The following is a 22445-nucleotide window of genomic DNA, read 5'->3' on the forward strand; positions in this document are numbered from 1 at the left end:
CGACGGCGCTGCGCCGTCGCGCCGAGTGGTTTTCCTCCAGCACTGACACTCCCCCCCTTATAGATTGCGGGCCCCGTATTTTCCGGGGCCCGCTTTTGTGTCCGAGAGTGTTTCACGTGAAACCGAATCCGGCGCCACGGTGAAGGTCAGGTGCCTATCGTTGTCGACACGGCCGATCTCTATTTCGGAACCTGTCGTCAATGAAGCGTCGTGAAGGGAAGCAATCTTGCTGATACGACCCGCGACACGGGCCGAGCTGGAAGAGCCCGTGGGGTTCGCGATGAACGATCCGGTCGGGTTCGTCGACGCTGACTCGCTCCGGGAAGAGGTGGCGGCCGGACGGCTTCGTCCGGAATGGAGTTGGTTCGCCGTTGACGGCTCCAGGATCGTCGCGCGTGCCCTGTGGTGGGGGCGTGAGGACAGTGAGCGTCCGCTCGCCCTTGATTTCCTGCACGTGCTGGCTGACGTGCCGGATCGTGCTGCGCTTGCCGCCGAACTCATGTCGCGGGCGCACACCGAGTTCCATGCGAAACCTGAGTATGTGCTGGTCGTGCCGACCGCCGGGCAGGACGCGAATTCCGCCGTCGCAGACGCCGTGTCCTGGCGTCGTGAGGCGGCCCAGGCAGCCGGACTGACCGAGATCATCGAGCGGCTGCGTTTCGAGTGGACGCCTGCGGCCGGTGTGCCCGCCCCCACCGAGCGTCTGATTTTCCGTCCCGCCTCCGATGAGGAGTTCCTTGCGGTGTTCCAGCGGGTCGTTGTCGGCAGCTTGGACGTCGCAACGCAACGAGGCATTGCGGCTACGGACATCGTCAGCCAGGCCCGGGATGATCTCGAGTTCTACCGGTCGTGCCCCGGCGAACGATCGTGGTGGCGGCTGGCGGAGACCATGGACGGGACGCTGGTCGGCTTCGCGATCCCGTCCGCGACGCCCTACCACCGCAACGTCGGATACCTCGGAGTAGTGCCCGAGCTACGCGGGTGCCGCTACGTGGACGACATCCTCTGCGAGATCACCCGCTTTCACGCAGCCGATGGCGCCAATCGCATCACCGCGACCACGGACGTACCCAACACACCCATGGCCGCGGCGTTCAAGCGGGCGAACTACCAGGTGACCGAGGTCAGGATGGTGTTCGAGGCCCCGGCGGGCTGATCCGGGCCTCAACCGGAGGTTCGCTGCCGTCGTGCCGGCGCGGGCCTTTCTGTCCAGCTTGTCCGACGGTGTACGGGGTGACGCGGAGACCGCCGTGTACCAGGGGGTAAAGGTGGCCAGGTTCCAACTCGGCCCACATATCCTGCTGCAACGGTGTCGTACGAAAATAGAGGTCTCCAGATCCGGTCACCCGGTCGAGGAAGTGCCACCATCGGTTGCGCGCGCACGGCCGACTTGGCGCATTCGGCGGTACGCTCGGTCACTTGCATCGTCACCGGAGCCACGGGGAAGTCGGAACAGAGGAGGTCGGCAGCGACCGAAACTTCGATCCCGAACGTCTCTCACAGGCGGGCGGCGATTCTTGAGAGGCGTCATGCTCAGCTTCATGATTGCCTTCTTGGCTGTCGGCGGGGCACTGTGCATGTTCGGATATTCGATCGACAACATGCCGTACTACATGTGAGCCCCTCCCCTCCCCCAGCGGAAATAGTCGGCCCTTCGTTTCACGTGAAACCGGATCGATGGTTGTTGCCCCGAGCCCTCGATCTCCATCCCAGATTGGTATTGGATGTCTACTGGATGGCGATCACGACCCAATGGCTTCTGGTGTGCCATCGTCAGCGCGAACCCCAACCTGACGGATGCGGTCGTGAACCAACTTCAGCCCGTCACCGTTTGCTTGCTCGATCATCGCGATCTGTGGGGCTTCGGCGCCTAGATCGCCTAGATCGGATCGTCTTCGGATATTTCGAATGTCGCGAACGGTTCGTCGTGCGCCGGAGTCGACGATCGTTCCGGAGATGCCAACTGGCGGATCTCGTGTTCGAGTCCCACCCAGTGTCGAGCCGGCATGGAACGACGGTGCAGTTCGATGAAGAAATTTATGTGGTGCGGATTGCTCAATGCATCTGCGACGGAGTCGAGGGCGAGCCCAATGCTGCGGAGTGCGTTCACCATCAGTCCACAGGAGAGGGTGAACTCTCCGATGCGCATCCTGTGGAGCGAAGCTTCTTGGATTGATTCGCGGTTTGTGATGCCAAGCCTCCGGCGTCCCGCAACAGGAGTGTCGAGCCGACGGATGTATGGCTCGCAACGTCCGGCGATGAGATACCGAAGCTGTCCGAGTTCTGGAATCGAAGTCTGTTTTCCGAGTCGACCTACAGAGAGGATCTGACTGACCGAGTCCGTTCTGCAGTCGGTCGCCGGCGATCTTTGCAACGACTTTTTTACCGAAAATTGGTCTTTTTGGGTCAGAATTCCATCCATATAACTACCCATGGCAGTTTCGTCACTGTGATGATACTAAGAATTGCGCTCCTATCTGCATTCGATCGCCCGGCTATGTTTCACGTGAAACGCGTCAGAATTGGAAGATTTTTCAGCGCAATGTTTCACGTGGAACGTGAACCCCTCCCCTCCCCCGCTTGAATTTTGGGCCGAATACTTCCCAAAGAATGAACGAGTCGGCAGACTCACAGCGAGTCGGTGTGCAGAAGCGAACACATGTCGGCTCCAGAGCGGATAATGATTTCGGTCTTGATTGTTGATTTCGCGGTTTACGCGGGAGGATGTTTCACGTGGAACAGAATGGTGCGGCGTCGGTTGACTGGGACGAACAAGAGACTGCGCGCGCAGTGTTCGGTGACAGATATGAGATCGCGGAACGGTACTACCAATCCCTTGCAACGGATGGTGTCGAGCGCGGGCTCATTGGTCCCCGTGAGGTTCCCCGACTGTGGGAGCGTCACCTTCTCAATTGCGCCGTCATCGGTGAGTTGATTGCCGAAGGCGAGTCGGTTGTGGACGTTGGAAGCGGCGCCGGCCTACCCGGTATCCCTCTCGCAATCGCCCGCCCGGACTTGAAGGTGACTCTGGTCGAACCGTTGCTTCGACGCTCGGTGTACCTCGCGGAGTTCATCGAGTCCAACGGTTTGGACGTATTGGTTGTCCGAGGGCGAGCCGAGGAATCGGGTGTTGTGAAGGAAGCGGGCGGCGCGGATGTAGTCACCTCGCGAGCTGTGGCGCCTCTCGAGAAGCTCGCACGTTGGTCCCTCCCACTCATTCACGAGCACGGCCGAATGTTGGCACTCAAGGGTTCGAGCGCCGCCGAGGAGATCGAGCGAGACCGTACGGCGCTCACCAAGTTGGGCGCAGGTAAGTTGGAAATACTCGAATGCGGAGCCAAGATTCTCCGCACCCCCACTGTTGTGGTGAAGGCCGAACGTCTCCCGAAGCGCCGCCAGCGTTGATGATTTACACGCATGCAATCGAGAGCAATGTACAGATGATGAGAGCACCTAGTGATCGATTCCCAATCGAAGGAGCAGTCAATGTCGGGTCGATCTGAATCCGCCGTTTCACGTGAAACACCGAAGCAGCACACGAGTGCGGGTGCGGATCAGATCGTCAACGACGACGACAATTTCACCGCCCCCTACGCGGCGATCTCCTCGGAGGAGACCCCCATCGGGGCGGCCGCGCATCGAGCGAGCCAAGTGCTTCATCCCCATTCGGTGACGCTGCCGAAGCCGGCGTTCCGCCGCGTGATCACCATCGCGAACCAGAAGGGTGGCGTCGGCAAGACGACGACCACGGTGAACCTTGCGTCGGCGCTCGCTCTTCAAGGGCTCACTGTCCTTGTGGTCGATTTGGACCCTCAGGGCAACGCCAGCACCGCTCTGGGCGTCGTCCATACCTCGGGCACCCCGTCGAGCTACGAGCTGCTCATAGGCGAAGTGAAGGCCCCGGAGGCGATCCAGACCAGCCCGCACAGTGAGCGCCTTCTCTGCATCCCGGCAACGATCGATCTGGCGGGCGCCGAGATCGAATTGGTCTCCATGGTTGCCCGCGAGAATCGACTCAAAGGCGCGCTCAACGACAAGGTTCTCGCAGAGCTTGACGTCGACTTCGTCCTCATCGACTGCCCGCCCTCGCTGGGACTGCTGACCGTCAACGCGATGGTCGCTGCCAAGGAAGTTCTGATCCCGATCCAGTGCGAGTACTACGCCCTCGAGGGGGTCGGTCAGTTGCTCCGCAACATCGAACTCGTCCAGGCTCATCTCAACCCGGATCTGCATGTCTCCACCGTCCTTCTGACGATGTACGACGGGCGCACCAAGCTGGCCGACCAGGTCGCCGAAGAAGTACGCAAGCACTTCGGTGAGGCCGTTCTGCGCGCTGTGATTCCGCGCAGCGTGAAGGTGTCCGAGGCTCCCGGATACGGGATGACAGTTCTCGACTACGACCCGGGTTCGCGTGGCGCCATGAGTTACCTCGACGCCGGCCGTGAACTTGCCGCCCGCTCTGCCACCACGACGACCCAGGAGCAGTGAGATGAGTCAAGCACGCAAAGGTGGATTGGGCCGCGGCTTGGCTGCTCTCATCCCCACTGGGCCGGCCACGGCGCCGGGTCTGGGATCGGCTGCAGCGGACGTCGTAATCGGCGTCGACAAGCGCAACCCCTCCCCTCCCCCACCGACCAAAGCGGCCCCGAAAACGCCGAAAGCCACCAAGGCGTCGGCTGCGAAGGCTCCGGTGGAAGCTGAGCCGGAGACCGAACTCGAGCCGACCGGCGCGGTCTATCTCGAGATCGAACCGAGCCTGATCGAGACGAACCCGAAGCAGCCTCGCAGCGTTTTCGACGAGGAAGCACTCGCGGAGTTGGTTCACTCGATCCGCGAGTTCGGCTTGATGCAGCCGATCGTGGTCCGTCGTCACGGTGACAAGTACCAACTTGTCATGGGTGAGCGTCGCTGGCGCGCGAGCCAGGAAGCCGGGCTGGAGAAGATTCCGGCGATCATTCGTGAAACAGATGACGACTCGATGCTGCGCGACGCGCTCCTCGAGAACATCCATCGAGTGCAGTTGAACCCCCTCGAGGAGGCAGCGGCGTATCAGCAGCTGCTCGAGGAGTTCGAAGTCACCCACGAAGAATTGGCCAATCGGATCGGACGTTCGCGTCCCGTCGTGACCAACATGATTCGTCTGCTGAAGCTGCCGGTGGCGGTTCAGCGTCGCGTTGCGGCCGGTGTACTTTCGGCCGGCCATGCTCGTGCACTGCTGTCCCTCGAGGCGGGTGCCGACGCTCAGGAGGTCATGGCGGCGCGCATCGTCGCGGAAGGAATGTCTGTTCGCGCGACGGAGGAAGCAGTCACTCTCGCCAACCGGGCGGATAATGAGATCGCTCCCCCACAGAAGCGCAAGCCCATCGTGATGCCGGGTCTGCAGGATGTGGCCGAGCGATTGTCGGACTCGTTCGACACTCGGGTGACAGTCAGTCTGGGCAAGCGGAAGGGAAAGATTGTGGTCGAATTCGGTTCGGTCGACGACCTACAACGCATCGTCGGAATGATGGAAGCACAGAAATCCAAGTAGAGAACTCGGATGCCCGTTTGGTGACGTAATCATGATGACCGGGCACACCACCTATTTTCGTCACTGTGACAAATCTAGGTGGTCCGAGCTTCTCGAAATCTTGAACCAGGACGAAAGATGTTGAACAGCAATACATTAGGGCGATCATCTCTCGTGCCACTGCCGACATGTCGTAGCTGGCCTATCCTGGAGAAGAGAAAAGCGGCGGGCGAGCATCAAAACCGCTTCGGGGACCTACGGAGAGTGAGTTAGTCAGTGTCGACTCACGTCATCACCTCTCTCACACTCGACAGCCTCGATCAGCTTTCCGCCCATGCGCGCCGATGCGTGTTCTGGGAGATGGACCCGGGCGCGCTTCACGACGCCCGAGGATTCTGTGATCAGGAATTCGAGAAGGAAGCCTGGCTGTCGATGGTCATGCTCGAGTGGGGTTCGTGCGGACAGGTCGCCGTCCGCGACGGAAAGCCGCTCGGCAGTGCGTTGTACGCCCCTCCCCGCATGATCCCGCGCGCGCAACTGTTTCCCACCAGCCCGGTCAGCTCGGACGCAGTGCTTCTCACAAGCCTTCGCCTCGAGCCCTCGGGCATAGAGGAAGAACTAGGGCCGAGCCTGCTGGCCGCTGTCGTGACAGATCTGGTCCGACGAGGAGTTCGTGCGCTCGAGGCATTCGGTATCCGTAGCGGCGACTTGGGGCCAGCTTCCGACGTGGCCAGTGCAACGGCAGCTCTGGAATGTTCACCCGCAGAATGCATGATCAGTGCCGAGTTCCTCGAGGACTACGGTTTCGAGGTCGTGGCACCGCACCATCGTTATCCGCGCCTTCGTCTCGAACTCAATCGAGATCACGAATGGAAAGTCGACGTCGAAGAAGCCCTCGACCGTCTACTGAAGGCCGCAGCTCTCGAAATGGTGGAGATCAGCGAACTCGCCAGAGTGTGAGCAGGTGCCGACCGCAGGACCTACGAAATGCGGTCGGCTACCGAAAGTTCTTCTGCGAGAAGCTCGGCGAAGGTGAAGGTGCCGGTCGGCTGATCGTCTTGACCCAGTAGGTACAGCCGCTTGACCGAGATCAAGATGGCTTCGGCGATGGTGTCACGCATCCGCGGATTCGTCAGTACCGCAACGTCGGACGCGTTGGACAGGTAGCCGAGATCGATCTGTACCGTCGGCATGTTGGTCAGGCGCAACAACTCCCACGTTCGACCGTGAGTTCTGCAGTCCCGCAACGGAGTTCGCGCAACGATCTCGCGCTGAACGAAACCGGTCAACACCTGCCCGATCATCGAGACCGAACCGTGCGAATTTCCGAAGTGGAAGCTCGCGACGCCGTTCGCCGACGGGCTCGAGTTGCTGTCGCAGCGCAGGGAGATCATCAGATCGGCGTCGAATGCGTTGGACGTCAGCGCGCGCTCGGCCTCGCTCGGATCGGCGTTGTGCGGGCGGGAGAGGAAGGTTTCCATCCCGGTTGCTGCCATCCGCCCCTCGAGGCGCATAGCCAGATCCCACAGGATGTCGGCTTCGGAGATGCCGTTGACGATGGTGCCGGTGGACGGACCACCGAGGCCTGGATCGATGACGATGCGCTTGCCGCCCAGTTGCGGGCCCTTGCGCCGCACTAGTTCCTCTTCGCTGATCGCATGTGGGGAACCACCGGTGACGCGGGTTCCCAGAAGTTCCAGCGAACGGAGTGTCTGCGGTCCGCAGATACCGTCGGCGGCGATCCCGATTTCACGCTGGAAAGACGAGAGAGATTCGTGGGTCTGCGGGCCGAAGAAACCGTCGACCCGACCTGCGTAGAAGCCGAGGTCCTGCAGTTTGGCCTGCAGAGCTGCGACGTCGTCGCCGTACAGCGGCGCAGAAAGCTGGTAAATCAACGTACGGGCGCCCAGGCGGTACGAGGCCTCGCGAAGTGACCGATAGGTGGCCGGGCCCACGATGCCGTCGACAAGTAGCCCACGCTGCTGCTGGAAGGCGCGAACGGCGCTGTCGAGTTGATGATCGAAGATGGCGTCGGGTGCAACCCAGTGGGCACCGTCGGCGCTTTCACGTCGAATACCGGAAGTTCCGTGATGGAGGTATCCCAGCTTCGTCAATGTGCCCCGAATCTCGGCGACGGCCGGGCCGTGATCGCCGTGTCGGAGTCTGTGCATGCGTGAAAGCCTCTCGGATCGGTTAACGAATTCGATCGATGTGCCTGGTCGTAGACCCGATCAGGCACATCGATCGATTATCTCAGAAATTCTGTGGATTGCGAGAATCCACGATGCTCATCCAGCCGTCAGAGAACGTCTGCGAGGTCCTTGAGCAGTGCGGCCTTGCCCTTGGCGCCGACGATCGTCTTGATCGGCTTGCCGTCCTTGAACAGGATCATCGTCGGGATCGACATGACCTGGAAATCGCGGGCGGCCGCCGGGTTGGCGTCGATGTCGAGCTTCGCGACGGTCAGCTTCTCGCTGTTCTCACCGGCGATCTCCTCGAGGACCGGGGCGACCATCTTGCACGGGCCGCACCAGGTTGCCCAGAAATCGACCAGAACGGGCTTGTCGCTGCCCAGGACGTCCTGCTTGAAGGAATCGTCGGTGATGGTGACGGTATTCGACACTGTTACTCCTCGAGGGTTGGGTACGACAGCTTGATGAATCAGGGAGCGCCGACGACGTCGACCGTGTGGCCGGCAGCGTCGAGCGTGTTGGCGGTGATGTCGCCGCGGTCGGCCAGCCAGCGTTCGGCGTCGATTGCTGCGGAGCATCCGGTGCCGGCAGCGGTGATCGCCTGACGGTACGTGTGATCGACCAGGTCACCGGCAGCGAAGACGCCGTCGACGGAGGTCGCGGTGGAACCGGGAGCGACGCGCACGTATCCGGCGTCGTCGAGATCGACCTGGTCCTTGACGAGCTCACTGCGCGGGTCGTGGCCGATGGCGACGAACATGCCGGTGATCTCGAGTGTGGAAGTTTCACCGGTGACGGTGTCGCGCACGACGAGGCCGGTGACGCTGTTCTCACCGAGCACCTCGACGGGCTCTGCGTTGGTCAGGAAGCGGATCTTCTCGTTGGCCTTGGCGCGCTCGAGCATGATCCGTGAGGCGCGGAATTCCTCGCGGCGGTGCACCAGGGTGACCGAGCGAGCGAAGCGGGTCAGGAAGGTTGCCTCTTCCATCGCGGAGTCGCCGCCGCCGACCACGACGATGTCCTGGTCACGGAAGAAGAAGCCGTCGCAGGTGGCGCAGGCGCTGACGCCGCGGCCGAGGAGGCGTTCTTCACCGGGAATGCCCAGGTAGCGGGCTGCTGCGCCCATGGCGAGGATGATCGCGTGCGCGGCGTAGGTTTCGCCGTTCGCGACGACCGTCTTGATCGGGCCGCTGAGATCGATCTCCTCGACGTCCTCGGTGCGGATGTCGGTGTCGAAGCGCAGTGCCTGCTCGCGCATCTGTTCCATCAGATCGGGGCCCATGATTCCTTCGCGGAATCCGGGGAAGTTCTCGACCTCGGTGGTGGTCATGAGGGCGCCACCGAACTGGGTTCCCTCGAAGAGCAGGGGCTGGAGCTCAGCGCGCGCGGTGTAGACACCAGCGGTGTAGCCGGCCGGTCCGGAACCGACAATGATGACGTCATGGACCGCGGGCGTGTTTTCCAGCTGGGTGGTCATGCGAGCCTTCCAATAGTGAGTGCAGACCCTCCGCTTCTTGGAGAGCCGTACCGATCAACACCAGGATAAGGGGTGTTGTTCCCGCACTCGGCTGGAAAGTGGCTCACAGCCGGCAGCTCACAGCGCGGGACTCACTGGGCGGGGCGCGGTGCCTCCCGAACCACCAGCGCGTCCCGAACCACACAGCGCGTGCCGGTGTAGATGGTGGGCATGCACTTGTTGCAGTGGATACACAACCCCTCGTCGACGCTCTCGGCTTGGAATTTGTTGACCAGTTGTGGGTCCCTGAGGAGCGCACGCGCCATGGCGACGAATTCGAATCCTTCATTCAGTGCGTGCTCGATGGTGTCGACGCGGTTGATGCCGCCGAGCAGGATCAGTGGCATCCTCAGCGCCTGTCGGAACTGACGGGCGAAGGGCAGGAAGAAGCCCTCCTCGAACGGGTACGTCGGAAAGAGTTTGGGACCGTAGAACTTCAGCCCGTACCCGACGAGTTTGGGTTGGGAGGCGACAAACTCAGCCAGTGGGACCTCGCCGCGGAAGAAGTACATTCCGTTGAGAAGTGAACTGCCACCGGTCAATTGCATCGCGTCGAGGTGGCCGTCGGCTTCGAGGATCTGGGCGATCGGCAGGCTCTGGTCGAGCCACAGACCTTTCGGCACCCCATCGGACATGTTGAATTTCGCGGTGACCGCCACGCTGGATCCAGCGGCCCGTCGCACCGCTTCGACGACTCGACGCGGATACTCGGCGCGCTTGGCGACGCTGCCACCGTATCGATCGTGGCGCTTGTTCAGATTGGGGCTCATGAACGAACTGAGGAGGTAGTTGTGGCCGAGATGGACCTCGATGGCGTCGAATCCTGCGTCCACGGCGACGTGAGCGGTCCGTTCGAAGTCGGAGACGACACCGTCGAGTTCGGCGAGTGTCGCGCCCTTGACGAGGCCCATCGCGGGCGGACTCAGCCGGGTCGACGGCGCCAGAGTCTTCGTCTTGTTGGAGAGCGTGTTGGCGACCAGTCCCGCGTGGCCGATCTGTGCCGCAGCAAGTGCGCCTTCGGCGTGGACGGCGTCGGTCAGTCTGCGTAGTCCCGGCAGCGCGCGCTCGTCCATGACAAGGGTGTCGCGGTGGACTCGTCCACCTGGTGAGACGGCGCAGTAGGCGACAGTGGTCATCGCGGCCCCGCCGCGGGCCACCTCGGCGTGGAAGTTGATCAGATCGTCCGAGACCGCTCCCCGGGGCATGACGCCCTCGAACGTTGCAGCTTTCACGATGCGGTTGCGCAAGGTCATAGGGCCGAGACGTGCGGGTTCGAATATCGACGGTGTGGGCGCTGTGGTCATTTTCAACTTCCTGCGGCGGCCTGATCTTTACGATGCCAGTGGACTCGTAACTACGACGATATAGCGCCTACTCCCAATCTGTCCGACAATTCGACACGATGAATGCCACAGGATCAGGTCGCCCACGAGACCCACGCATCGACGACACAGTCCTCGAGGTCACCCGAGCGATGCTCCTCGAGGTCGGTTGGGATCAACTCAGTCTCCGGGCGATCGCGGCACGGGCAGGGGTCAGCCGAGCCTCGATGTCGCGGCGATGGCCGTCGAAGGCACATCTTGTTCTCGGGTCGATCCTGGGGGCGACACCGGACCTGACACCGTTCGAGGGCACCGATCGCGACGGCTGGATCCGTTGGGTGGTGGAGGGAAGTGCTCAGCTCTTCTCCCGTCCCGAGGTTCGCGCCGCGTCGCCAGGATTGCTGGCGGCCCTGCGCGACCACGACGACCTGCGCAACGAATTGTGGCGCGGGTTCAGTGGACCGAGTACGCAACTGTTCCTTCAGAACGCCGAAGATCCTGAATCGGCACTGCTCGATGCCAAGGCCGTGCTGGTATTGGCGGCCGGGGCAGCGATGTTTTCGAGTCTGATAGCGGTCGAGGATGATACAGATGCGCTACGCGAAAGAATCCTCGAACTCTTACTCCCGGCGGCAACACCGCGCTGACCGTCGACGTCAGCCGATGTTCTTGACCGACAACGTATTCGGATTCCCGTCGCTGCAGTTGATGCCAACAGTCAGTGCAGTGATCTGACGCGGCTGCGATCCCGTGAAGAGTAGGACTATCGCCGGCGCCCCGTCGATGCGAATCTCGCCGGAACCGAGCAGAGGCCGGCCCTCGCCGATGCCGTTGGCGCGTAGGCATCCGGCAAGTTTGGATGGATCATCCAGTGGTCCAAGGTTTTTGGATCCGACGAGTGAGAGCAGGGACGCCGAATCCGGATCGTCGACAGCAGACGTCGCCGGAGTGCTCGGTTGAGCGACAACACTTTCGGCAGGTTCGGAATCTCGGGTTCCGATAACAACGATCACGAAGGCTGCCAACACGGCTGCTGCGGCACCGAGAACCCACGCTTGTGGGCGCCGCCGGAACGGCACGACAGCTGCCTCAGCTGGCGGCTCCAGCTGTTCCGACTGTAGATCCAGTGCCGAATTGATTCGCTCGGCAAGCGAATTCGGAATCCGTTCGTGAGTGGCCTTGCTCGAGTTCAGTGTCGCGAGTGATGCCGTGACGCCGTCAAGGGCGGTGACAAATGCATGGGCGTCAGGGTCTGCGTGTACCACCGGCCACAGAGCCGCACTCGTTTCGGAATCGAGAACCCCGGCGTGAAGATCTGCGAGTAGGTCTTCCGAAAACGGAGGCGACGGAACGCGAACAGACGGATCTGTCATGAACCCTCCCTCGGCAGTCGGTGCGGACCCTTACAAGATAGGACGCGGCCGGTTCACGAATGGTTCCCGCCTTCGCGAAAGTCCTCCAACTGGGCGGCGAGACGCTTGCGCGCGCGGGCGCAGCGACTCTTCACGGTCCCTACGGGCACTCCCAACCTCTCGGCGGCCTCGGCTACCGGATACCCCTCGACATCGACGGCGACGACGGCAGCACGCTGCTCAGGCGGCAGCGATGCCAGTGCCTGTTCGACGGTCAGGCTCATGTCCACTGTCGCCGCATAGTCGCGGTGATCGCGGGGTTCCTCTGCGTTCTCCGAAGACAGAGAGAACGCCGCCCGTGATTTGTTGCGTCGGATCCGGTCGAGGCAGGCATTGACCACGATGGTGTGGAGCCAACTACGCACCGCCGCGTCGCCGCGGAACTTCGCGGCCTTGCGGTGCGCGGAGAGCAGACCCTCCTGGAGTGCGTCGGCCGCGTCCTCGTCCGAGTAGCTCGTACGCCGGGCAACGTGCCATAGATGATCCTGATGCCTGGTCAGTAGTTCACGGAACGCATGCCGATCGCCCTCGACATGAGCAGTCAACAATTCGAAATCCGTCGCCTCGAGATTCTTGTTCTCGAAACTTCTGGATTCGAATTTTCCGGCTCCGCCCCCGGTGCCCCCCCGATAACTGTGCACGGGCGGATATTAGCCCAGTCGGTAGGTTTCAGAAGGGCCAAGGGCGATCACTTTGCGGCAGTGAATGCAATCTCCGAGATGGATGTCTGGTTTTGTCCGGATTCGGTGCTGAGCTGCGTAATCCAAACCAGGACATACTGACCCGAGCCGTCCGACGTGACTGGAATGTCGGTCACGCCGTTCTTCAGGACACCCGATCCGATTTCCTTGGTCTGATCCAGCGAAGTATTCGCAGAAGGGGCAGAACGGATTTCAACGACGGTTCCCGGCGAATCAGACGTGATCGCAACGTTCTTCAGGTTGGCGGCATCGGCAAGCGTCACCATCAGGCCGACACCGTTCTTCAGCGACGGGAACGGCTGGAAGTACGAATCCGACGACCATGCGGTGGCCGGATTGCCGTCGATGGCGTTCTTCGCTGTTGCCGGCTGATCCGGCGTTCCCTGGGGTGAGAACACCGTTACGGCCGAGGCAGCTACCGGCACGGTTGCCGCCGCCGGTGCGGGCGCGGGTGAATTGTTCTCGGGCGCAGTGGCTTCGGTGGTCAATCCGAAACTCTGCTCGCTGAGCGGGGTGTCGTTACTACCACCCGAGAGGAAGCTCGCTACCCACACCACAAGGAGAATCAGGACGATCACGGTGAAGACGCCGAGTGCCGTCAGTGCCGCGAGCATCCGCGTCGACTTCTTCTTCTCGGCCTCGATGGCTTCGGGGTCGTTCAGTGCATGACCGGACGCTCCCTGTTCGCGGTGGCCGAGACGAAGTGCCGGAATCATTTCCGTCTTGTCGTTCACGACGGATGCCTGATCGAGGATGTGCTGCACGGTGGCAGCAGTGCGGATTCCACTCTCCGACTGCAACGCTCGAACCGCAACGGCCGAGATGTCGAACGGAACCTCCGGACGGACGACCCGAGGCTCGACGATGTTCCCGTCGGCGCCGCGGCCGGCGGGAAGCAAACCACCGACGGGACCGGCGGACGGTTCGGCCAGCGGCCAGCGAGCCGTGATGAGCGAGTACAGCATGGCGCCGAGGCCGCGGACGTCGCTGGTGGAATCGGCGTCGGCAAGCGTCGCCGGGAACGCCAGTACGGCGTCACCGTTGATGCTGATGCGAACGCGGTCCGGGTGATCGATGGACAGCGCACCGCCGGTGCGGTGAGCAGCTTCGGCAGCCGCCGCGAGGGCGCGGATGGCGCGGGCTGCACCGATCGGCGACGGCGTCGTCTCGGCCATCTCACGCAGCGAACGGCCGGGAGTCCATTCGGCGACGACGATGCCGCCCGAGCTTCCGCGGACGACGTCGAGGACGCGAGCCAGACCGGGCGAGTTGATTCGTCCCAGGCGCAGAGTGCGTGAGAGAACTGCCTGCGGTCCGGACTGGCTGTCGTCGTCACCGCGCTGATCGGCGTCGACGAACGTCAGGGCTACTTCACGGTCGAGCTTGACGTCGAGAGCTTCCCAGAACTGCAGTCCGCGGGTTCCGCCGTGCGGCGCGAGCAGACGGTAGCGTCCGCCGGCGACAGAGGCGCCGGGAATGAGCTTCGGTCCACGTGGCATCGGTCGCTGGGCCGGTCGTGATGCGGATCCGGCGGAAGGTGTGCGAGGTGCAGCGGGCGGTGGTGTCTGAGCGGCAGCCGTCTTCTGAGATTCGGGTGCCTTCTTGTCCGGAGCAGGCGTCTTCGGCGCGGGTGTCTTCGAGACAGGTGCTGAAGGTGTCTTCGACACGGGCGCCGAAGGTGCCTTGGACACACTGACCGGAGGTACCGGCGGAGCGGCCTTCTGCACCGGCGGCTGCGGCTTCTGACCCTGCGGGCTTTGGCCCTGCTGCGGTCGCTGTGCGGGCTGCTGTGGTTTCTGACCCTGCTGTGGCTTCTGGCCGGCAGATGCGGAGGAACTCGTGGATGCAGGTGTGCCCGACGATGCCGTTGACTTCTGTTCGGACGCTTTCACGGCAGAAGTCCCGGCACTCTTGTTGCCGGAAACGTTGTCGTCGCTCACCCTCGCTCCTTCTCCATCGATAGCCCGTCCCCGAATACGCGCGGGTTGCGATCCTGTACGCCCACGACCAGGGTACGGGAGCGCACCCGGTCGTTCTTGCTCGTTTGATTCCGTTCTGATTGCAGGAATCAGCTCGGTGACGTCGTCGTCGGTGTTGTTACGTGTGTCCGGTTCGGCGCGACCTGTCAGTGAACGAATCTTGCGGGAGACCGCAACCGTTACCGACAGGACTTCCGGAACCTTCTTGAAGTAGAGAATCGTGAAGGTGATCGCGAGCATCAGGATGCCGCCGACGGCGACGCGAACCATCGAGCCGGGTCCGCCGAAACGCTCGGTGAGTTGATCGAATCCGAGGACGCGGTCGACCGCGAGCATGGTCAGCGAACCGGCCAGCGAGGCGAGTACGACGGACCAGACTGTCTTGCCCACGTTGGCCATCTGCAGGTTTCCGAGGCTGCGGTGCAGGAGGTACCCGCCGATGACGGCGCCGGTGATGTATCCGAGACCGTTGGCCGCACCGAGCAGGATCACGACCTGATCGCTGTTGGATGCGAAGACCGGAGCGAGCGCCGAGAAAGCGATTTTCACTGCAGTGATGCCGAGAACGATCCACGTCGGCGTCCAGGCCTGTTCGCGGGCGTAGAACACTCGAAGTTGGATCAGGACCAGCGCGTACGGAATCAACGTGAATGCCGACCAGCTCACGGCGGTGCCGAGTCGTTCGGCCTGTTCGGGTCCGAAGCGGCCGTAACCGTAGAGCGCTTCACCGACCTGCGGACCCATGAAGGTCAGGAACATGATGATCGGAACCAGCGTGATCATGGTCAGACGCGTTGCGACCGACAGATCGTCCACGACGGCCGGGGTGTCGTCGGCAGCAGCGTTGCGGCTCAGGCGCGGCATGATCGCCGTCAGAACCGTCACTCCGAGCACGCCGTACGGGAGCTGCAGGAGCAACCAGGCCTGGCTGTAGATGGCAGGGCCGGCTTCGTCGGCGTGGGAGGAGATCTTGGTCGCGAAGATCATGCCCATCTGGCTGATCAGGACGTACAAGACGATGGCGACGGCCATGCCGCCGAACTGGCGCAGGCGGTCGTCGAGACCCCACAGCGGCTTGAGCGAGATCTTCTCGCGGCGAAGCGCGGGGATCAGGCTGGCTGCCTGCACGATGACGCCGATGGTGATGCCGATGCCGAGGGTGAGCAGCTTTGCATCGCCCATCGAGACCGGATCAAGCGAGATCTCACCCGGAGTCAGGCGATAGACCACGAGCACCACGAGGACGACGACATTGTTGAGTACGGGAGCCCAGGCTCCGGGCTTGAAGATCTGTCTGGTGTTCAGAAACGCTGTGAACAGCGCCGACAGCCCGTAGAACAGGATTGCAGGCAGAAGCAGATAAGAAAGCGCAGTGGTCAGGTCGGTGCTGACTTTGCCGTCTTCGGACAGGAAGACGTATTTGGTGAGTACGGGTGCTGCGAGGGTCGCTAGCAGCGCGGCCATGCCGAGTAGAACGAGCGACGCCGTGAAGAGGCGTCGGACAAACGCTTCGCCGTGATCGGCGTCCTCCCGCTCGGCGCGAACCAGCACGGGGACGACGATGGCGGTCAGCACGGCGCCCAGAACCAGTTCCGCGATCATGTTCGGAATCTGGCTGGCGACTGTGAACGAGCTGGCGATGGCGGGGCCGAGGACCATCAGGATCATCAACTGCTTGGCGAATCCCGTGATACGGCTCGTCAGCGTCGCGATCGCGATGGAACCCGTTGCCGCGAGGAGTCGAGAGTTCGTCTCCTTGCGTTCCCCGACCTGGACATGGGCGTCGGTGTCGAACTCGTCCGACGTGGTCGTCGCCCGGTCGGCAAACTCCATCTCGGCTTCGCGGTACCGGGGGTAGTCGCGGATCACCGGGATGGTCATGGTGGGTGCGTCGTCGAAACGTGCGTCCGGGTTGACCGGCTGGATCGGGTAACCGCGCTCCCACGGTGGCATCCGAGGATGCGAGCGGGTCGTGGCACTCTTGCGGGTGATCGCCGAGCGGCGACCCTCCTCGGGTGGATTCCCGGTCATGAGCGTTCGTACCCTTCATCTGCTGGGTCCGGCTGACCCTTGAATCGATGCCACAGCCGTCGCCCTGCCAGGAACAGCAGCAACCCTCCCGCTGTCGCCGTCACGGCGGCCAGGGGACGACCGTACGCATTCGACCGTACGGTCACGCTGGTCGGCGTACCCAATTGGCGGCCATCTGTCGTGGTCAGCGAGAAGTTGACTTCCAGCTTGCGAGAATCGTTCATTTCCGCGGGCACAGTCAACTGTCGGCTACCTCGCGGCGGAAGCTGTTTGGGACCGATGTCACTGATCTGCATCTCGGGTGGGGCTTCCACACGCAGGTCGACGTTGATGGCGATGGGCAGCTCGTTGCGCGCCACCAGCAGGAGCGGACTCTGCCCCGACGCGAGGGTGTAGACGCCGCCCGGAGACACCACACTGACGGCCCGGTACATCCCGTCGACGGCTTCGGTGACGTTGTCGGCGCGGATGGTCGCGGCCCGCTCCGCCCGATTGACCGACGCGGAGTCGACGTTGCGGCGATCGGCCAAGGTCATCGAACGGAGTAGATCTTCGCGGAGCGGCGCCGTGAATCCCCGGGGGGTGAGCGAAGCCGCCGGATCGTCCACGAGCGAAGCTTCGAGCCCGTCGATACGCGGAAGTTGGGTGGTTGCGGTCTCGACGACGGACGTCTGCGGACCGTCCTGGGTAGCCCGGTCCGGGTAGTCGAGCGTGGCGGCGTCCGTCGCGCCCGGTTGCCTGCCGAGCAGTGCCGGCAGGGCCTGAGGTGAGGCGAGCCCGGACCGGATGAGGGTCGCGAGCATCGAGAGCACCGCCGTGGCGTCGTTGCTGTCGGCGGTCCACAGTTGCGGCGGCGCGAAGATCTGATTGCGCGGCAGCGACGTCGGCGTCAGCGCGGCCCAGGCCATCGCCCCCAGCGCGTCCTGACGTCGGGCGCTGCGCGATTCGATGTCGATGGTCGGCGCGGTGTCGTCGGGGATGTACGACGGGACCTGCGGCTCCGAGCCGGTGGCGGCCAGCGCCGCTGCCGCCGAGGTGTCGAAGGCAAGCGCGTCGAGTGAGCCGGTTATCCGCGACGACAGCTGCGGAGCTGCCGAGTCGACGGAAGTGTCAGCCACCATCGCTGTGGTGGGATTCACGCTCAGCACCTCTGCGGTGGCCGAGTCGAGGACACCCGAATCCGGCCAGACGAAATCTCGCAGTGAGGTCACGCCGAGGATGTTGTCGACGATGTCCGCCGGCCGTGTGAGCGCGGTAGCCGTCAACTCCGGATTGGCCACCGAGGTGACCGCGGCGAGATCGGCCTGGGCGAACGGAACCGCCGTCGTGCACATCGAGGACGCGAGGGTCTTCACCCGGCCGAGCCACTGGTTGGCGGCGTCGCTGCCGCGGCCTTCGTGCGACGGCCCGGTGGGGTCGGACGAGTTGTCGGCCACGAGGTATCCGCGAGTCATGTTCTCGACGGTGATCAGAAGGTCGGGGTCGATTGCCAGGCAGAGCGCATCCGTGACGCGGCGATCGGAATCGCTCTCGGGCTTGGTGGCGTTCTCCACCGCATCGACCAACGCGTCCAGACGGCCGCCGTCGGAAAGTTCGGTGGCAAGTTCGTCGTCGATCAGGCGTACGGGCTCGTTGACCGCGCCGGGGATTCCGCCGACGAGGCGTGGCGCATCGGCCAGCGGCCACATGAGCGTGACGCCGATCGGGGCGGACGTGTCGGGGGGAACGACGGCCGTGGCGGACGAACTGGGGGTTCCGGCTGTGGCGTTCGATTCGGCTGCGGCCGGCACACCGAGGACGGGGAGCAGGAAGCGTGCGTCGTCGAGTCGGGCGGCACCGCCGTACTCCGGGGTGCCGTTCACGTTGACGAGCATCGGGTAGACGCCCGGTTCGGTGATGTCGAGAGACAACCCGGTAGTGCTCCGCAGCGGCAAGGTGAGCGTGAACTGCTTGGACTGGCCGGTGTCGAGGGTGGTGGCGACGGTGTCGAATTCGCCGACCGTGTCGAAAACGGCCTGGTCGAAGTCGAGTGCGGCGCGCACGTCCGAACTGGAGTCGATCGCGGGAGCACGTTGCAACCTCACCCCGACGTCCTCGACGGGACGGTCACCGACGTTCTTCACCGTGCCCTTGACCACGACGTTGCGGTCGCTGGTGGTCGTCACCGTGGTCGGTGCGGTGGAGTCGATGGTCAGCTGCAGAAATTTGGCATCGTTGGTGTTTCGCGCCGGGGCGCGCTCACTGGGCTGGCTGGACGGCGCTGCACCTGCGACGGCCGTCGTTGCAGGCCCGAAACCGACAGCGGCCATCACCAGAGCGGCCACACCGGCCCGCCGCAGAGCCATTCTCATCCGGCGTCCGGTTCCTTCGGTTGCTGTGTTCGCAGAATCTCAGGTCGCGGCATTTCGGCGATCATCTGCGATGCAAGTTCGGCCAGCTTGCGCTCGTCGGCGTATGCGAGTCGCTTGTGCAGTTCCGTCAGCGGTACCCAGGCGACTTCGGTGACCTCGATGTCCTCGTCGGAGAGTTCACCGCCGAGAAAGCGGAGGAGATAGTGGTGCACGGTCTTGTGGACGCGTCGACCTTCGGTCACGAACCAGTAGTCGATGCTGCCCAGCGGTGCCAGGACGGTTCCCTGGATACCGGTTTCTTCTTCGACCTCACGCATCGCGGTCTGCTCAGCGGTCTCACCTTGTTCGATATGGCCCTTCGGTAGCGACCAGAGCAGGCGTCCGCGGCGGTCGGTTCGGCCGATCAGTGCAGCGCAGAGGCGTTCCGGGGGTCCTCCCCAGCCGTCGACGACCAAGCCGCCCGCAGAAGTTTCACGGACGGTTCGCATCAAAGGTTTATCGGGGTTGCCGACGGCAGGTCGACGCCGCGGGTTGCGGCGACTCCTGTTTGTTCGTTCGGCACCAGACACCTCATCGATACTAGTTGGCGTTGCAGCGTTGCCCGGTAACCCGCGCAAAGCGGTCTATCGCGTTCGTATGCGCGTTCTGCTATTTGCGCACCTTAAGTAAGCTCCTTTCACGTGACTGTCCCTACCTCCGACGCTGATCGCCGCCTACGACTGCTTGCCGACGCCACTGCAACGCTCGGCACGTTGTCCGACGTGTTGAACCCGCTCGGTGAGCGTTTTGCTGCGGCCGGTCACGAGCTGTTCCTGGTGGGTGGCAGTGTTCGCGACGCGATCCTCGGCCGCTTCAGTGGCGATCTGGACTTCACGACGGACGCCAGGCCGGAGAAGGTTCAGGCTCTGCTCAAGGGCTGGGTGGACAAGCAGTGGGACACCGGCATCGAGTTCGGGACCATCAGCGCCATCAAGCACGGCCAGGAGATCGAGATCACGACCTTCCGGGCCGACGCTTACGATCGCGTCTCTCGTAATCCGATAGTCGAGTACGGCACGACGTTGGCCGACGATCTGGTGCGCCGCGATTTCACCGTCAACGCGATGGCGATGAAGATCGGCGCGGACGGTTCCTACACGTTTGTCGATCCGCTGAACGGCATGGACGCGCTGTTGGCCGGAGAGCTAGATACGCCGTCGGCGCCGGAAAACTCGTTCAACGACGATCCGCTGCGGATGCTGCGCGCAGCCCGGTTCGTCTCGCAGCTTGGTTTCACGTTGAACAATCGCGTTTTCGAGGCCATCAAGGAGATGGCGTCGCAGATCGAGCGGATCACCGCTGAGCGTGTGCAGGTCGAGCTGAACAAACTGATGCTCGGCATGTACCCGGTGGACGGCATCAACATGATGGTCGACTCCGGACTGGCCGCATACGTGCTGCCCGAGGTTCCGCAAATGAAGCTCGAGATCGACGAGCATCACCAGCACAAGGACGTCTACCAGCACTCCCTCACGGTGCTCCAGCAGGCGATCGATCTCGAAGAAGGCGATCCGGACCTCGTATTGCGTTGGGCAGCACTGCTTCACGACATCGGAAAGCCGGATACCAAGCGTAACGAGCCTGGCGGTGGGGTCAGCTTCCACCACCACGAGGTGGTCGGCGCCAAGCTGGTGCGCAAGCGCATGCGGGCACTGAAGTTCTCGAAGCAGATGGTCGACGACGTTTCGCAGCTCGTGTTCCTGCACTTGCGTTTTCACGGCTACGGCAAGGGACAGTGGACCGACTCGGCGGTGCGGCGGTACGTCACCGACGCGGGCGAGCTGCTCCCCCGCTTGCACAAGCTCGTGCGGGCCGACTGCACCACACGCAACAAGCGTCGCGCCGCGCAGCTGCAGGCCACGTACGACGACATCGAAGAGCGGATCGCGCGTATCGCGGAGCAGGAAGACCTCGCTCGGGTGCGTCCGGACCTCGACGGCAACGCCATCATGGAGCTGCTGAACATCCCGGCCGGCCCGCAGGTGGGCAAGGCATGGACGTTCCTCAAGGAACTACGTCTGGATCGCGGCCCGCTCGAGCGTGACGAGGCCGAAGCCGAACTGCTGAAGTGGTGGGCTACCCAGCAGGGCTAGTTTCTCGTTTCTTGCGGTTGATCAGCACCGCTGACAATCCGGCGGCATAGACACCCGCGCCGGCAAGGGCCAGGCCGACGCTCTTGCCGTCGGGTGCGATCACCGTCGACGCTGCCGCGATCGCACCGATGAACGCGACGTTGAACACGGTGTCCTGCAAGGCGAATACCTGGCCACGACGGTCGTCGTCGATGTCGATCTGCATGGCCGCGTCGCCGCTGAGTTTCACGGACTGGCCGGCGATGCCGAGCAGGAAGGCGGCGATCAGCAGCGATCCCTGCGTCAGGGTGGTCACGAAGACGAGCTGGACGAGAACCGCGCACACCAGGGCGTAGGTGATCGTCCGTGAGCGACCGATCCGCGGGATGAGGAACGGTGTGATCAATGCCGCGATCAGCATTCCGATGGCCGTTGCGCCGACGGCGACGCCGAATCCGGCCATCCCTCCAGGTAATTGGGAGCCGTTCGAGGTGTCGCGTAGGACCAGCACCATGATGAGGGTGTTGACGCCGAAGCAGATGCGGTGCGCTCCGATCCCGAGCATTGCCGTGGTGACGCCAGGCGCCTCCCAGACAGCGGTTGCCCCGGTGCGCAGTCCGGCCGTTACCGAACGGACGGCGCTGGCACGAATCACTTCGTCGGCCACGGGACCAAGTGAGCGGGCGGTGAACCTGGCCGCGGCGAGGGCTGCGATCACCGATCCCAGTGCTGCGATGGCCACGGCGGCGCCTGACGCTCGATCGCCCGCGCCGATCACACCGATGATCGCCACCGCCGCCGAAGCACCCAGGGCCGCTATCACCGAACCAGCGGTTGTAAGAACGGAATTGGTTGCCACCAGCCACGATTGCCGGACGACCTTCGGCAGGGCTGCGGATACGCCTGCCCCGACGAAGCGACTGACTCCGATTGCAGCAAGCGCACAGGTCAACAACAGAGTGTCACCGCCGCCGGCGACCAACAGCACCGCAGTGGTCAGGATGAAGAGCCCGCGGAGCACGCTCGCCCACAGGAGCACCAGGCGGCGGTCCCAACGATCCAGCAGAGCGCCGGCAAAGGGGCCGATCACCGAATAAGGAAGGAGCAGTACGGCAAAGCCGGCCGCTATCGCCACCGGATCGGTTTCGCGTTCCGGGTTGAAGAGGATTGCGCCGCCGAGCGCGGCCTGGAACATTCCGTCGCCGAACTGGCTGGAAAAGCGGACGAGCGCCAGCCTTCCGAGGCCGGGTGATTCACGCAGGGTGTGCAGTACGCGCTGCCAGGCCTCGCGGCGGTTCGAGGCTCGGTTCATAAGCGGAAA

General features: G+C 63.3%; 18 protein-coding genes. 7 read left to right on the forward strand and 11 right to left on the reverse strand.

Annotation, left to right across the window (positions count from 1 at the left end; all coding sequences use genetic code 11):
* Window positions 1-280: 280 nt before the first annotated feature.
* Window positions 281-1156, forward strand: coding sequence for a GNAT family N-acetyltransferase (locus tag RWT78_RS09005; protein WP_314675425.1), 876 nt, complete (start codon window positions 281-283; stop codon window positions 1154-1156).
* 723 nt (window positions 1157-1879) lie between these two features.
* On the opposite strand, the gene RWT78_RS09010 is transcribed toward RWT78_RS09005, so the two are convergent.
* Window positions 1880-2113 (reverse strand): hypothetical protein, encoded by a 234-nt coding sequence (locus RWT78_RS09010; RefSeq protein WP_314675426.1) that lies wholly within the window; start codon window positions 2111-2113, stop codon window positions 1880-1882.
* Window positions 2114-2724: 611 nt separating this feature from the next.
* Between RWT78_RS09010 and rsmG the strand changes: the two genes are divergently transcribed.
* The 4 genes from rsmG to RWT78_RS09030 all read left to right on the forward strand — a co-directional run bounded on the left by rsmG (window position 2725) and on the right by RWT78_RS09030 (window position 6469).
* Window positions 2725-3405 carry a 16S rRNA (guanine(527)-N(7))-methyltransferase RsmG gene (gene rsmG / locus RWT78_RS09015; protein ID WP_019746204.1) on the forward strand — a complete coding sequence of 227 codons (681 nt, stop codon included), beginning with the start codon at window positions 2725-2727 and terminating at the stop codon, window positions 3403-3405.
* An 81-nt stretch (window positions 3406-3486) separates the two neighbouring features.
* A complete protein-coding gene (locus RWT78_RS09020) occupies window positions 3487-4488 on the forward strand; it encodes a ParA family protein (protein ID WP_003942510.1) in 1002 nt (333 codons plus the stop codon).
* A gap of 1 nt (window position 4489) precedes the next feature.
* Window positions 4490-5530, forward strand: a complete 1041-nt coding sequence (locus RWT78_RS09025; protein ID WP_054188731.1) for a ParB/RepB/Spo0J family partition protein — start codon at window positions 4490-4492, stop codon at window positions 5528-5530.
* A 255-nt stretch (window positions 5531-5785) separates the two neighbouring features.
* Window positions 5786-6469, forward strand: a complete 684-nt coding sequence (locus tag RWT78_RS09030) for a hypothetical protein (protein WP_003942495.1) — start codon at window positions 5786-5788, stop codon at window positions 6467-6469.
* Window positions 6470-6489: 20 nt separating this feature from the next.
* Here the strand turns inward: RWT78_RS09030 and RWT78_RS09035 are convergent, their stop codons facing one another.
* The 4 genes from RWT78_RS09035 to nox form a co-directional block, all read right to left on the reverse strand.
* On the reverse strand, window positions 6490-7680 hold the full coding sequence (locus tag RWT78_RS09035; protein ID WP_003942558.1) for an N-acetylmuramoyl-L-alanine amidase: 1191 nt from the start codon (window positions 7678-7680) through the stop codon (window positions 6490-6492).
* A 128-nt stretch (window positions 7681-7808) separates the two neighbouring features.
* Window positions 7809-8132, reverse strand: a complete 324-nt coding sequence (gene trxA, locus RWT78_RS09040) for a thioredoxin (RefSeq protein WP_003942530.1) — start codon at window positions 8130-8132, stop codon at window positions 7809-7811.
* Between the two features lie 38 nt (window positions 8133-8170).
* On the reverse strand, window positions 8171-9178 hold the full coding sequence (gene trxB / locus RWT78_RS09045) for a thioredoxin-disulfide reductase (protein WP_166502879.1): 1008 nt from the start codon (window positions 9176-9178) through the stop codon (window positions 8171-8173).
* Window positions 9179-9309: 131 nt separating this feature from the next.
* Window positions 9310-10521 carry a 4,4'-dithiodibutanoate disulfide reductase gene (gene nox / locus RWT78_RS09050; protein ID WP_314675428.1) on the reverse strand — a complete coding sequence of 404 codons (1212 nt, stop codon included), beginning with the start codon at window positions 10519-10521 and terminating at the stop codon, window positions 9310-9312.
* A 98-nt stretch (window positions 10522-10619) separates the two neighbouring features.
* Here nox and RWT78_RS09055 point away from each other — a divergent pair, with 98 nt between their 5' ends.
* Entirely contained in the window at window positions 10620-11186 is a 567-nt protein-coding gene (locus RWT78_RS09055) for a helix-turn-helix domain-containing protein (RefSeq protein WP_314675429.1), read from the forward strand.
* 9 nt (window positions 11187-11195) lie between these two features.
* On the opposite strand, the gene RWT78_RS09060 is transcribed toward RWT78_RS09055, so the two are convergent.
* Genes RWT78_RS09060 through RWT78_RS09080 form a run of 5 tightly spaced genes read right to left on the reverse strand, consistent with a single transcriptional unit; the run spans window position 11196 to window position 19582 of the window.
* Window positions 11196-11912 (reverse strand): hypothetical protein, encoded by a 717-nt coding sequence (locus RWT78_RS09060; RefSeq protein ID WP_314675430.1) that lies wholly within the window; start codon window positions 11910-11912, stop codon window positions 11196-11198.
* Window positions 11913-11965: 53 nt separating this feature from the next.
* Window positions 11966-12592, reverse strand: a complete 627-nt coding sequence (gene sigM, locus RWT78_RS09065; RefSeq protein ID WP_007729129.1) for an RNA polymerase sigma factor SigM — start codon at window positions 12590-12592, stop codon at window positions 11966-11968.
* A gap of 47 nt (window positions 12593-12639) precedes the next feature.
* On the reverse strand, window positions 12640-16662 hold the full coding sequence (locus tag RWT78_RS09070) for a lipid II flippase MurJ (protein ID WP_314675431.1): 4023 nt from the start codon (window positions 16660-16662) through the stop codon (window positions 12640-12642).
* Complete coding sequence (locus RWT78_RS09075; protein WP_208690014.1) at window positions 16659-19013, reverse strand: DUF6049 family protein; 2355 nt, start codon at window positions 19011-19013, stop codon at window positions 16659-16661. The genes RWT78_RS09070 and RWT78_RS09075 overlap by 4 nt, the downstream gene beginning before the upstream one ends.
* Complete coding sequence (locus RWT78_RS09080) at window positions 19010-19582, reverse strand: NUDIX hydrolase (RefSeq protein ID WP_314675432.1); 573 nt, start codon at window positions 19580-19582, stop codon at window positions 19010-19012. The genes RWT78_RS09075 and RWT78_RS09080 overlap by 4 nt, the downstream gene beginning before the upstream one ends.
* 111 nt (window positions 19583-19693) lie before the next feature.
* Between RWT78_RS09080 and RWT78_RS09085 the strand changes: the two genes are divergently transcribed.
* A complete protein-coding gene (locus RWT78_RS09085) occupies window positions 19694-21145 on the forward strand; it encodes a CCA tRNA nucleotidyltransferase (protein ID WP_003942535.1) in 1452 nt (483 codons plus the stop codon).
* On the opposite strand, the gene RWT78_RS09090 is transcribed toward RWT78_RS09085, so the two are convergent.
* Window positions 21129-22436, reverse strand: coding sequence for an MFS transporter (locus RWT78_RS09090; protein WP_003942464.1), 1308 nt, complete (start codon window positions 22434-22436; stop codon window positions 21129-21131). The two genes, RWT78_RS09085 and RWT78_RS09090, sit on opposite strands and share 17 nt — an antisense overlap.
* Window positions 22437-22445 lie beyond the last annotated feature (9 nt).

The sequence above is a fragment of the uncultured Rhodococcus sp. genome, assembly GCF_963525155.1.
Lineage (GTDB): Bacteria > Actinomycetota > Actinomycetes > Mycobacteriales > Mycobacteriaceae > Rhodococcus_F > Rhodococcus_F qingshengii.

Coding starts and splice junctions, on each gene's coding strand:
- RWT78_RS09005 (WP_314675425.1), top strand. CDS start 281: ATGAACGATCCGGTCGGGTTCGTCGACGCTGACTCGCTCCGGGAAGAG.
- RWT78_RS09010 (WP_314675426.1), bottom strand. CDS start 2,113: ATGGTGAACGCACTCCGCAGCATTGGGCTCGCCCTCGACTCCGTCGCA.
- rsmG (WP_019746204.1), top strand. CDS start 2,725: ATGTTTCACGTGGAACAGAATGGTGCGGCGTCGGTTGACTGGGACGAA.
- RWT78_RS09020 (WP_003942510.1), top strand. CDS start 3,487: ATGTCGGGTCGATCTGAATCCGCCGTTTCACGTGAAACACCGAAGCAG.
- RWT78_RS09025 (WP_054188731.1), top strand. CDS start 4,490: ATGAGTCAAGCACGCAAAGGTGGATTGGGCCGCGGCTTGGCTGCTCTC.
- RWT78_RS09035 (WP_003942558.1), bottom strand. CDS start 7,680: ATGCACAGACTCCGACACGGCGATCACGGCCCGGCCGTCGCCGAGATT.
- trxB (WP_166502879.1), bottom strand. CDS start 9,178: ATGACCACCCAGCTGGAAAACACGCCCGCGGTCCATGACGTCATCATT.
- nox (WP_314675428.1), bottom strand. CDS start 10,521: ATGACCACAGCGCCCACACCGTCGATATTCGAACCCGCACGTCTCGGC.
- RWT78_RS09055 (WP_314675429.1), top strand. CDS start 10,620: ATGAATGCCACAGGATCAGGTCGCCCACGAGACCCACGCATCGACGAC.
- RWT78_RS09060 (WP_314675430.1), bottom strand. CDS start 11,912: ATGACAGATCCGTCTGTTCGCGTTCCGTCGCCTCCGTTTTCGGAAGAC.
- RWT78_RS09070 (WP_314675431.1), bottom strand. CDS start 16,662: ATGACCGGGAATCCACCCGAGGAGGGTCGCCGCTCGGCGATCACCCGC.
- RWT78_RS09075 (WP_208690014.1), bottom strand. CDS start 19,013: ATGAGAATGGCTCTGCGGCGGGCCGGTGTGGCCGCTCTGGTGATGGCC.
- RWT78_RS09090 (WP_003942464.1), bottom strand. CDS start 22,436: ATGAACCGAGCCTCGAACCGCCGCGAGGCCTGGCAGCGCGTACTGCAC.